General features: G+C 69.5%; 9 protein-coding genes and 2 pseudogenes. 5 read left to right on the top strand and 6 right to left on the bottom strand.

Annotated elements, in window-relative coordinates; translation table 11 throughout:
• The first annotated feature begins 3 nt into the window (after positions 1–3).
• Positions 4–432: a DUF1707 SHOCT-like domain-containing protein gene (locus tag E0E30_RS11420; protein WP_130866378.1), complete on the top strand. Its 429-nt coding sequence runs from the start codon at positions 4–6 to the stop codon at positions 430–432.
• Here the strand turns inward: E0E30_RS11420 and E0E30_RS11415 are convergent.
• Positions 383–697 carry a GNAT family N-acetyltransferase gene (locus tag E0E30_RS11415; protein ID WP_130866377.1) on the bottom strand — a complete coding sequence of 105 codons (315 nt, stop codon included), beginning with the start codon at positions 695–697 and terminating at the stop codon, positions 383–385. The genes E0E30_RS11420 and E0E30_RS11415 overlap by 50 nt on opposite strands.
• Positions 690–1,706: a Gfo/Idh/MocA family protein gene (locus tag E0E30_RS11410; RefSeq protein WP_130866376.1), complete on the bottom strand. Its 1,017-nt coding sequence runs from the start codon at positions 1,704–1,706 to the stop codon at positions 690–692. Before E0E30_RS11410 ends, E0E30_RS11415 begins: the two co-directional genes overlap by 8 nt.
• A 227-nt stretch (positions 1,707–1,933) precedes the next feature.
• Between E0E30_RS11410 and E0E30_RS11405 the strand changes: the two genes are divergently transcribed.
• On the top strand, positions 1,934–3,217 hold the full coding sequence (locus E0E30_RS11405; protein ID WP_130866375.1) for an aspartate kinase: 1,284 nt from the start codon (positions 1,934–1,936) through the stop codon (positions 3,215–3,217).
• A 1-nt stretch (position 3,218) separates the two neighbouring features.
• Positions 3,219–5,129, top strand: a complete 1,911-nt coding sequence (murJ, locus tag E0E30_RS11400; protein WP_245306590.1) for a murein biosynthesis integral membrane protein MurJ — start codon at positions 3,219–3,221, stop codon at positions 5,127–5,129.
• Positions 5,130–5,437: 308 nt separating this feature from the next.
• On the opposite strand, the gene E0E30_RS11395 is transcribed toward murJ, so the two are convergent.
• Positions 5,438–7,111: a polysaccharide deacetylase family protein gene (locus E0E30_RS11395; RefSeq protein ID WP_245306589.1), complete on the bottom strand. Its 1,674-nt coding sequence runs from the start codon at positions 7,109–7,111 to the stop codon at positions 5,438–5,440.
• 94 nt (positions 7,112–7,205) lie between these two features.
• A complete protein-coding gene (locus E0E30_RS11390; protein ID WP_130866373.1) occupies positions 7,206–8,195 on the bottom strand; it encodes a TerC family protein in 990 nt (329 codons plus the stop codon).
• A gap of 236 nt (positions 8,196–8,431) precedes the next feature.
• On the opposite strand from E0E30_RS11390, the gene E0E30_RS11385 reads away from it, so the two are divergent.
• Complete coding sequence (locus E0E30_RS11385) at positions 8,432–9,481, top strand: AraC family transcriptional regulator (RefSeq protein ID WP_167853940.1); 1,050 nt, start codon at positions 8,432–8,434, stop codon at positions 9,479–9,481.
• A gap of 123 nt (positions 9,482–9,604) precedes the next feature.
• On the opposite strand, the pseudogene E0E30_RS11380 reads toward E0E30_RS11385, so the two are convergent.
• Positions 9,605–10,561 (bottom strand): annotated as a pseudogene (locus E0E30_RS11380) (ISL3 family transposase); the annotation flags it as partial.
• Between the two features lie 127 nt (positions 10,562–10,688).
• Here E0E30_RS11380 and E0E30_RS11375 point away from each other — a divergent pair.
• Positions 10,689–11,009, top strand: a pseudogene (locus E0E30_RS11375) (ISL3 family transposase); the annotation flags it as partial.
• A gap of 2 nt (positions 11,010–11,011) precedes the next feature.
• Here E0E30_RS11375 and E0E30_RS11370 read toward each other — a convergent pair.
• Positions 11,012–11,741, bottom strand: a 730-nt coding sequence (locus E0E30_RS11370) for an ISL3 family transposase (protein WP_130866730.1), incomplete at its 5' end; no start/stop codon positions are given.

Raw genomic sequence — 11,741 nt, 5'->3', positions numbered from 1 at the left:
TCCATGGGACCGGACATCCGGGTCGGCGACGCCGACCGTGACGACGCCGTGAGGCGACTGCGCGAGCACCTGGCCCAGGGGCGTCTCGACCCTGACGAGTTCGACGAGCGCATGGGGGCGGCGCTCGCCGCGCGCACCCGGGCCGACCTGGACCGGCTCTTCGTCGACCTCCCCGAGGACGGTCAGGCGATGGCGATCCCGCAGGCGGTGGGTCTCGCCCGGCCCGGAGCCGCCCCAGTGGCTCCGCGCCCCGCGGCGAACGTCGCGGCCGTCCTGTCGGCGGTGACCTGGCCGGCGGTCCTCATCTTCCTCTTCGCCACCGGTTGGCACCTGTGGTGGCTCATCTTCATCCCGACGCTGCTGCTGCCCCCGGTCCTCGGCCTCATCGACCCCCACGGGCGATCATCGGGGCGTAATCGGGGTGGTCGCTGATCCACGCCGCGACCGCCCGACAGGTGGGGACGATGTGGTACCCGTCCTCCTGCAGACGGCCCAGGACGGAGCGCACGAGGAGGTCCTCGACGCCTCCCCCACCCTGACTCGGGTGGACGTAGGCGTGGAGGAGGTCGACGACCGCCGGATGATGCTGGACGCACTCGACCTGACCGGCCACCGTCCCGTCGACGTGGAGCAGGTAGATGCCGGTGCGGTCTCCGTTGATGGCCTTGGGCGACCGGACCCAGGTGAGCTCAGGCATGGGGCAGCTCGATGGCGTCGTGCGGGGTGACCCCGACCTGTCTCAGTACCTCGGCGATGGTCCGCGAGGTGGACAGCGTGTCGTCGAGCGGCATGATCGGGCTCTCGGTGAGGCCCTCGCGCAGGCATCGGTCGACCTCGATGAACTCATGGGCGTAGCCCCGGCCCAGCGCAGGCGTGTCGTGGACCTTGGGGATGACGCCGTGGCGATGGATGACCGTGCGCCCGGGGTGATGGAACCGCGGCTCCACCTCGATCCAGCCCTCGGTGCCGTGGATGACCATGCGGCCGGGGCCGTCGGCGCGCAGTGACACGGCCAGGGTCGAGGTGCGTCCGCCGTAGTGCCGCAGCAGCATGGCGACGTCGGACTCGACGCCGTTGGGGAAGAGGTTGCCGAAGGCGACGATGTGTTCGGGGCTTCCCAACTGCCGCAGGGCCACGTCGAGCACGTAGACCCCGAGGTCGAGCATCGCCCCGCCACCGAGCTCCGGGGCGAAGAGACGGTCGTGCGGGTCGTAGTCGCGCAGGGCGAAGAGGTCGCCCTGGACGCTCGTCACCTCGCCGATGACACCGTCGGCGACGGCCTGCTCCATCTCGACGATGACGGGCAGGAAGCGGCTCCACATGCCCTCCATGGCGAAGACCCCGCGAGCCCGCGCCTCGTCGACGATCTCGCGGGCGCCCTCGTAGGTCGCGGCGAAGGACTTCTCCACGAGGATCGCCTTCCCGGCAGCCAGGGCGGCCAGGGCGATCGGGCGGTGCTGGGGGTGCGGAGTGGCGATGTAGACGACGTCGACGTCGGGGTCGGTCATCATCGAGGCGTAGTCGGGGTGGGCGGTGGGCCGTGCGCCCCCGAGGGTGGCCTCGGCCAGGTCGGCGAGACTGTCCGCATTGCGCTGTGACCGTGATGCCACCGCAGCCAGGCGCGCGTCCTTGACATGCGCGAAGTCGGCGAGGATGGTGCGCGCGATGCGGCCGGTGCCGACGATTCCCCATCCAATGGTCGTCATGGTTCAAGGGTAGGTCAGGGGGCTGCGCGCCGGACGAGATCGCGCATCCTCGAGGACGGGTTCGCAGGTCGGCCGCCACGATTCCCCGCGCAAGTGCGTCCATCGGGGTCCAGGGCCGGATCACGGGACTTGCGCGGGGAATCGTGGCGGTCCCGCCCACGGGACGCCTCCACGGACCCCTCGGGGAGGCTGGTTAGACTTCAGTGTCCGTATCCTCGGGAGGGTTGATGACGCGAGTCGTCCAGAAATTCGGCGGTTCCTCGGTGGCCGACGCCGCCTCGATCAAGCGCGTGGCGCGTCGTATCGCCGCCGCCAAGCAGGCCGGCAACGAGATCGTCGTCGTCATCTCGGCCATGGGCGACACCACCGACGAGCTCATGGACCTGGCCCTCGAGGTCTCGCCCCAGCCGGCGCCCCGCGAGCTCGACATGCTCCTCACCACCGGGGAACGTCAGTCGGCCGCCCTGCTGGCCATGGCCCTGTCCGACCTCGGGGTCCCGGCCCGCAGCTACACCGGCTCCCAGGCCGGTGTCATCACGACCGCCGCCCACGGCAACGCCCGCATCATCGACATCACCCCCGGCCGGATCGTGCGCTCCCTCGACGACGGCGACGTCGTCATCGTCGCCGGGTTCCAAGGGGTCTCGCAGACCACCAAGGACGTCACCACGCTGGGGCGCGGCGCCTCCGACACCACCGCGGTCGCCCTGGCCTCGGCTCTCGACGCCGACTACTGCGAGATCTACTCCGACGTCGACGGGGTCTTCACCGCCGACCCGCGGATCGTCCCGGAGGCCCGTCGCATCCCGAGGATCTCCTACGAGGAGATGCTCGAGATGGCCGCGTGTGGGGCGAAGATCCTCCACCTGCGGTGCGTCGAGTACGCCCGCCGCGAGAACGTCCCGGTCCACGTGCGGTCGTCGTTCTCCGACAAGCCCGGCACCTGGGTGACCGACAAAGACGACACCGAGAAGGGAACACACATGTCAGACATGGAGGACGCCATCATCTCCGGGGTCGCTCATGACCGCTCCGAGGCGAAGATCACCATCGCCGGCATCCCCGACGCCATCGGCCGCGCCGCCCAGATCTTCGAGGCCGTGGCCCGCGCCGACATCAACATCGACATGATCGTCCAGAACGCCTCCCGCGTCATGAACGGGCGGACCGACCTCTCGTTCACCCTGCCGATGAGTGAGGGTCGCAAGGCCATCGAGGCCATCCGCGGGCTCCAGGACGAGATCGGTTTCGAGGAGCTCCTCTACGACGACCAGATCGGCAAGGTGTCGGTCGTCGGCGTCGGCATGAGATCGCACCCCGGCGTCACCTCGACGTTCTTCAAGGCCATGGCCGAGCGCGGCATCAACCTCCAGATGATCTCGACCTCCGAGATCCGCATCTCGGTCGTCGTCTCGGCCGACCAGGTGGACGACGCCGTCCGTGCCGCCCACACCGCCTTCGGCCTGGACAGTGAGGGCGAGGCGATCGTCTACGCCGGGACGGGCCGCTGACGTGACCCACCACGGGGGCGAGGAGGACGGCGTCGACGTCTACGACCTGCTGAGGGTCCCCGACCTGCCCAACACGCCGGACGTCTACGACTTCCTCGACGTCGACGCCACGATGCTCGGGTCGGACCTCGTCGCGCAGATCCGCCGGCTCGAGGACGACGACACCCGGGCCGATCTCCACGTCGCCCGGCGCAAGGCATCGGCCCCCCTGGCGGCCGAGGACCCGGCGGACCTCGAGACCCGGTCCGGGTCGGCCGGTGGGCCCGGTCCCGAGCAGGCCCGACCCGATCCGTCACATCCCGGGCAGGCCCGACCCGAGAGCTCCCTGCGGCGGGCCAGCATGGTCATGGCGGCCGGCACCATGGTGTCCCGCGTCCTCGGGTTCGTGCGGACCTTCCTCCTCACCGCCATCGCCGGCGGGACCTCCCTGGCCCTGGACTCCTTCCAGGCCGCGAACACCCTGCCCAACGTCGTCTTCATCCTCCTGTCGGCCGGCGTCCTCAACGCCATCCTCATCCCGCAGATCACCAAGGCGATGAAGCGGCCCGACGGCGGCCAGGACTTCGTCGACCGCCTCCTCACGGCGTCGTTCGCCGCCGTGCTCGTCGTCACGGTCATCGCGACGGCGACCTCGCCGTGGCTGCTCGACGCCTACTTCTCGTCCTCGGGGGTCACCCGGCACCTCACGGTGTTCTTCGGTTTCATCTGCATGCCGCAGATCTTCTTCTACGGGCTCTACGCGATCCTCGGCCAGGTGCTCAATGCCCGCGGCCAGTTCGCGGCCTTCATGTGGAGCCCGGTCCTGGCGAACATCGTCCAGATCACCGGCCTGGTGTGGTTCCTCGTCCAGTTCGGAGCCCACCCGGACCCGGCGACGTGGACCTCGCAGATGGTGTGGGTGCTGGCCGGCACGACGACCCTCGGCATCGTCCTCCAGGGGGTCTTCCTCATCATCCCGCTGCGCCGCGGCGGATTCCGCTGGCGACCGCGGTGGGGGGTGCGCGGTTACGGGCTGGGGGCGGCGGCCCGCATCACCGTGTGGACCTTCAGTGCGCTCGTCGTGTCCCAGATCGCCGGCATCCTCACCAAGAAGATCCTCTCCTGGGTGCGACTGGCCCATCCCGAGGTGTCCGGCTCGGTGGCCGCCTACGACAACGCCTTCCTCGTCTTCATGCTGCCGCACAGCTTCATCACGACGTCGATCCTCACCGCACTGTTCCCGAGGATGAGTCGGGCCCACGCCGACGCCGACGCCGGCGCCCTGCGGGTCCTCGTCCGCAAGGGCATGACGGCCCCGGCCGTCGCCATCATCCCGTGCAGTCTGGCGATGGTCGTCCTGGCGAAGCCCGGGGTGCAGACGATCTTCCGACTCCAGTCCGGGCAGGTCGACGTCCTGGCGTGGGCGGTGGCCATCATGGGTCTGGGACTGTTGCCCTTCGGCGTCTCGACCCTGCAGCAGCGCTACTGCTTCGCCCGCGAGGACGGCCGGCAGAACTTCAACCTCCAGCTCGTCCTGTCGGGCACCCAGCTGGCGATCGTCCTGCTCGTACTCGTGGCCCCACCCAGCTCGGCCCTGCTCGTCGTCGCGGCGGCCCAGACCGTGGCCAACACCGTCGTCTCGGTGGTCTGGGCACGCATCGCCTCACGGCAGATGGACGGGCTGGGCATGCGGTCGGTCGCGGGCCTGTGGGGACGCCTGCTGGCGGCCTCGGTCGCTGCCGCCGTCCCGACCTGGTTCGCGGTCCAGGGCATGTCGATGCTCGGTTCGCGGTGGATCGTCCACGCGCTGACGACCGGGGTGTGCGGGGTGCTGTACGTCGCGATCTTCGTCGGGTGCGCCAGGCTGCTGCACATCGACGAGGTCGACGAGATCGTCGCCCCGGTGCTGCGACGGGTGCATCTGGCGCGGTGAGGGACTGACGCCGTCCTGTCGGACGCGATGTCCGGCATCCCGGACGGCGTGGGTCGGCGGGCCTGGGCCGACCCCCGGGAGACCTGGCCACTGGTGCCGGGACCGGCCCCGGACAAGGGGAGAGGCCTCGCTCCATGGGGGGCACGGCGAGGCCTCTCGGCCCCCGGCGTCGACGGGGGACGCGTCAGGGGCCCTTCGCGGGGCCAGAGGTGGGTGGACCCGCGGCAGGGATAATGCTAGGGCCCGGGCCGTTGGCGGGTCAACGAGTTCCGGCCGTGGCGGACCGGGCGGCTCGGTGCGCTCGGCCCTCAGCCCTTGCAGAGGTAGCCGTCCTGCACCAGCGCCGTCCCCCGGCAGTAGCCGTGACCCGTCTGGAGGCCTCCGGTGTTGACGGTGAGTTCGGAGACCGTGACGAGCTGGTAGCCCTCCGCGGTGAGCTGCGGCACGGCTTTGGCCGAGGCGTCGATGGCGGCGTCGTGGATGTCGTGCATGAGCATGATCGGACCGGTGTAGATGCCGGCGTCGACGAGGATCTTCGACAGGGTCTTCGACGCCGACTTCGTCTGCCAGTCCTGGGTGTCGACGATCCAGTTGACGACCGCCATGCCGTTGGCGGCGATGACGGCGTCGACGCTGGAGTTGTGATCGCCGTAGGGCGGCCTCATGAGCATCGGGCGGCGTCCGGTGATCTTGGCCAGCCGCGCGGAGTTGCCGCCGACCTCGGTCTTGACGGTCGCGGTGCTCACCGTGGCCAGGTCGGGATGGGTCGAGGAGTGATTGCCGATCTCGAATCCCGAGGCCGCGACGAGCTTCGTCGTCTCGGCGCGCTCGTCGATGGAGGTGCCCAGCTCGAAGAACGTCGCCGCGGCCTTGCTGGCCTCGAAGGTCTTGAGCAGTTCGGGGGTGCGCTGGCCCGGGCCGTCGTCGTAGGTGAGGGCGATGCACTGGTTGGCCACGCAGTCGATTCCGACGGCCGTCGAGGGGTGGGCGTCGGGGGCGAGGGTCGGCGCCTTGACGGCGGTGTTGGTGGTGGACGGGGTCGTGGCGGTCGAGCTGGCGCCGTTGCCGGACGATCCGGGTTCGGAGGCGGTCGCCGAGGGGCTGGCCGACGCCGTCGTCTGCGCGTCCTTGCCCGCCGTCGAGTCCCCCGGCAGCGGGTGGAGGTTGGGTGAGGACGTCGGGGCCGGGCGGTCCTTGGCCGGGGTCCACCAGGTGCGAGTCGTCGAGGGGTGACCCGAGAACGTCGACGGGTGCAGGGACGCGCCCTGGGCCTTCGCGCCGAAGTCGGACAGCAGCGGCTCGACCGCCTTGCGGTCGAGGGTGACGGAGGCCTGGGTGGTGCCGACGGCCCCGGCGGGGAAGACGACCGCCATGCCGCCGTTCGACGTGAAGGACAGGGCCGGGCCCGACCCGTACGGGGCCTGGGCCTGCTGGAGGGATGCCAGGGCCTTCGTCCGATCGAGGCCGGCGTCGGCGGCAGCCTTGCCGACGAGGCTTCGGAACGACTTCCAGCCGGGCCAGGAGATGAGGACGTTCGAGGAGAACGTCTGGCCGAGGGTGGCGTCGTACCACAGGGTCGTGCGCGCCGATTGGGCGCTCTTCGTGGTCGTCGTCGTGTCGATCTGGACGCCGACGACGTCCTCGGACGCGGCGATGAAGGACGAGGTCATGGTGATCTTCGAGGCGGAACTCCACGACGCGCCGCGCAGGGCGCGCTCCCGGACCACCTCGATGGCCTGGCTGAGGTTGCGTGCCGTGGCGATCTGCGGCACCTTGGCCGACACCGTACGGGGGGTCGCCGCCTGCAACGAGGTCTGCGTGACACCCTGGACGAAGGACGCGTTGACGACCGTCGAGCTCGGTGCGACGGAGCTGCCCCGGCTGGGCTGTCCATCGCTGGATCCGCTCCCGCTGCAGGCGGTCAGTGGGCTGAGGAGGACGATCCCCAGTGCGAGGGCGGAGAGGCGATGGCGCTGTGTCACGGGTCTCAGGCTAGGTCGGGGACGGCCGGATCGGTAGCGCGACACCGGGGGCTGCGGCAATACTCGGCGACTTCTTGGGAATCTCATGCGGTCCTCAGTCGGGGCAGGGGGACGAGGTGAGGGGCTCCTCGGAACGGCTCTCCTCCCGGCGCGTGGCCAGGAGCGAGGTGACGACGGTGACCGCCAGCACCACGACGATGAAGCCGAGCGAGACCGGGGTCGAGATCTCGGGGACGTCGACCGGACGGCCCCCATTGATGAAGGGCAACGAGTTCTCGTGCAGCGCGTGCAGGATGAGCTTGACCCCGATGAACCCCAGGATGACCGCCAGCCCGTGGGACAGGTGGACGAGCCGGTCGAGCAGCCCATCGAGGAGGAAGTAGAGCTGGCGCAGGCCCATGAGGGAGAACGCCGTGGCGGTGAAAACGATGTACGGGTCCTGGGTGAGGCCGAAGATGGCCGGGATCGAGTCGACGGCGAAGAGGACGTCGGTGCCGGCGATGGCCACCATGACGAGGACCATCGGGGTCATCGCCCGACGGCCGTCGACCCGGGTGGTGAGCCGGTCCCCGTCGTAGTCGGGAGCCGTGTGCACGAGTCGGCGTGCCAGCCTCACCATGACGTTCTCGCCGTCCTGGGCCTCGGAGCCGCGCACCATGTTGACGGCGGTGACCAGGAGGATGGCCCCGAAGAGATGGAAGGTCCACGAGAACGAGTCGACGAGTCCGGCGCCCAGGGCGATGAGACCGCCGCGGGCCAGCAGGGAGAACGCCACCCCGACCATGAGGACCTTCTGCTGGTTCTCCCGGGGGACCTTGAAGCTCGTCATGATGACGAGGAAGAGGAAGAGATTGTCGACCGAGAGGGCCTTCTCGGTGACGTATCCGGCGAAGTACTCTTGGCCGAGTTCGGCGCCCCTCAACCACCAGACCCCGACACCGAAGAGCACGGCGAGGGCCACGAAGACGCCGGACCACAGGGCCGACTCGCGCAGGGTCGGCTCATGGGGTGTGCGGACGTGGAGGACGAAGTCGACGGCGAGCAGGGCCGTGAGGGCGGCGATGGTGAGGATCCAGATCCACATGGGGGTCTTCCGGTGTCGGGCCCGTGAGGGCGGGGCATCTCGGGTGGGACGCGCCGGGGCGGCGGATGGTTCCCGGCGCCCTCGGGGGGTGGTGTGGGACGGGTGAGGGTGGATTTTCAACGTGGGGCGGGCATCCTGGACGCGAAACGGTCCGAGAACGGCCTTCCACGTCGAGAATCCACCCTCGTCCGACCCGCTTCGGCTCGGTGGCCGCGGCGGTGGACTACCGTGGCGCCATGGCGGGGCGACGACACGACGCCGGGGGGCACCCGAGCGAGTACCACTGTGCCTTCGACGCCGAGCAACGGCTGGTCCAGTACGTCTACGCGATCGGGACGTACCACTACAATTGGCACCCGGCGATCGAGGTGTCGGTGCTGCTCACCGGGGAGGTCGAGTTCTGCGCCGACGGGGCGACCCGACGCCTGCGGCCCGGCGACCTGTGCCTGGTCAACAGCAATGTCGGCCATGCGACCCTGGCCATCCAGCCCGACAGCACCATGGTGCTGCTCCACGTCGAACCGTCCTTCCTCTCCGCGGCGCTCGGGTCCGGACGGATCGGACCCTGGGACGTCGACCTCGCGAGCCGGGAGACCACCGCCCGGCTGCGCCTGCTGCTGGCACGGATGATGCTCACCGGGGTCGATTCTGTCGAGGCCCGAGCGGCCTACCTGCGCGACCTCTTCGACCTCGTCGCGACCCTGTCGACGTCCTGCCGGATGTCCGAGGGCACCGGGGAGACACCCCTCGGTGACGCCCCGAACGAGGCCCTCTCACGCACCATCGACCACGTCGAGAGACACTTCCGCGACCGGGTCACCCTGGCACAGCTCGGACAGGCGGCAGGCTACAACCCGACCTACCTGTCCCAGCTCTTCTCGAGTCGTCTCGGCATGAGCCCGTCGGCCTACCTCACCCGGGTGAGACTGCGCGAGGCCACCCGCGATCTCGGCGATCCCGGCCGACGGGTGGCCGACGTCGCCGTCGCCAACGGCTTCCCCGACGTCAAGGCCTTCAACCTGGCGTTCCGGCGAACCTTCGGCAAGTCGCCGACGGAGTACCGCAAGCTACTCACGGTCGAGACCGCCGCCGTCGACCCGTACTTCCGCAAGCGGTTCGTGCCGCGTCATGACGCCGTGGTGTCGTCGGTGCTCGAGGGATTCGCCGCCACGGCGGACCCCGCCCCGCGCCCCGACGAGGATCTGCGCGACGAACTGGCCTCGATGGAGCAGGCCGCACGGAATCTGGCGAGTCGGCTCGCGTCGACCACGGCCAGATGGTCCTGAGGGAACCGGCTGCCGAGCAGGCCCCGAAAGGGCGAAAGAGCGCAGCCCCGCTCTGTGACGCCGCTCACACCACCATGCATCCCCGCTTGTCGGAGCCGTGTCGATGCAGGGTGATCCGGCTCTTCAGGATCCAGGGTGTAGTCGGGGTCTGAATCCTCCGGTCTCCAGGAGGCTGCGGAGCCGGTAGTGGGCCTGGTTGCGGAACCCCAGGGCGATGCCGCGAAGGTGCTCGAGTCTGCCGTTGATGGCCTCGGTGGGCCCGTTGGAGGAGGCGGGGTGGTCGAAATAGGCCAGGATGTCGGCGGCACGCTTCTTGACCGTGTGGCCCAGGGTGGCGACCTCGGGCAGCGCCTTCGGCACCTTGGTGGCGATCGCGTCGATCAGATGAGTCATGATGCGTCGGCCCTCGGTCTTGTTCTCGGCGCGGTAGGCGGCCACGACCTCCTGGTAGACCGCCCAGGTCACCTGGACCGGGGCGTGGGCGTCGGCGGAGAACACGCTCTCCAGTCGAGCGGCCTGACGATCAGTGAGCAGGTCCCGGCCCGTGTGCAGGGTCAGTCTGACCCCGAACAGCGGATCACCCGCCCGGCCTCGGTGACCGCAGGTGTCCTGCTGGACCCGAGTGCGGGTGCAGTCGAGCTGATCGCCGGCGAGCTGGACCACGTGGAAGGGATCCATCACCTCGACCGCGGTCGGCAGTTCCTCGGCGGCCGCGGTCCTGAAGCCGGTGAACCCGTCCATCGCCACGATGCCGATGCGGTCGCGCCAGACCTTGTGACGGGACTGGAGCCAGGTCTTGAACACTGCCTTGGATCGTCCGGGAACCATGTCGAGCAGGCGCGCCGGACCCGTCCCCTGGCGGACCGGTGTGAGGTCGATGATCACGGTGACGTACTTGTCGCCGCGTCTGGTGTGGCGCCACACGTGCTCGTCGACGCCGATGATCTTCACGCCGTCGAAGCGGTGCGGATCCGATATGAGGAGGCGGGTGCCCTCGGCCAGGACCGCATCGTTGGCGGTGGTCCAGTCGACTCCCAGGGATGCGGCGATCCGCGAGACGGGTAGGTGATCCAGGATCAGGGGCTCTTCAGGATCCAGGGTGTAGTTGTGGGGTTCCTGTGATGGCGGCCCGGAGTGCGTGAGGGGAGGACCCTGCGCGAGGATCGGAGTGTCTTAAGTCCCGTCCTCGTGAATCGCAAGGCCCTCCATGAACCACGCTACCTTCAGCACCCCCGACCTGACCACATTCGCCCGTCTCGACGAACTCGGTCTGGAGGTCACCGGCCAGCTGATCAGTGACGAGGAGACGGTCCTGGCCTGCCGGGTCGTCGCCCCCGACGACTGGTGCCACTGGTGCGGATGCCAGGGGGTCCCTCGTGACACGGTGATCCGCCGGCTGGCCCATACCCCGATGGGCCACCGGCCCACGATCCTTCAGATCCGGGTGCGCCGGTACCGGTGCACCGGCTGCGGACACGTGTGGCGCCAGAACACCGACCAGGCCGCCCAGGCCAGGGCGAAACTGGCTCTTCAGGATCCAGGGTGTAGTCGGGGTCTGAATCCTCCGGTCTCCAGGAGTGATCTGGTGATGTAGTGGGTGAGGTTGCGGAATCCCAGGGCGATGCCGCGGAGGTGTTCGAGTCTGCCGTTGATGGCTTCACTGGGCCCGTTCGAGGTCCCGGGGTGGTCGAAGTAGGCCAGGATGTCGTCGGCCCGCTTCTTCAGGGTGTGGCCCAGAGTGGTGACTTCGGGCAGGGCCTTCGGGACTTTGGTGGCGATCGCGTCGATGAGGTGGGCCATGATGCGTCTGCCCTCGGCACGGTTCTCGGCGCGGTAGGCGGCCACGATCTCCTGGTAGACCGCCCAGGTGACCTGGACCGGGGCGTGGGCGTCGGCGGCGAACACCTGTTCCAGGCGGGCGGCCTGCCGGTCGGTGAGCAGGTCCCGGCCCGTGTGCAGGGTCAGCCTGACCCCGAACAGGGGGTCGCCCGCCCGGCCCCGATGGCCCGTGGTGTCCTGCTGGACGCGTTGGCGGGTGACATCGAGCTGGTCGCCGGCGAGCTGCACGACGTGAAACGGATCCACGACCTCGACCGCGGCCGGGAGTTCTTCGGCGGCTGCGGTCTTGAAGCCGGTGAACCCGTCCATCGCCACGATCTGGATGCGGTCGCGCCAGGCCTGGTCGCGGCCGGCCAGCCAGGTCTTGAACACCTTCTTGGAACGTCCCGCCACCATGTCGAGCAGCCGGGAGGCCCCGGTG

The sequence above is a fragment of the Acidipropionibacterium timonense genome, from assembly GCF_900605005.1.
In the GTDB taxonomy this organism is placed as follows: domain Bacteria; phylum Actinomycetota; class Actinomycetes; order Propionibacteriales; family Propionibacteriaceae; genus Cutibacterium; species Cutibacterium timonense.
This window is presented reverse-complemented; position numbering and strand designations above follow the sequence as displayed.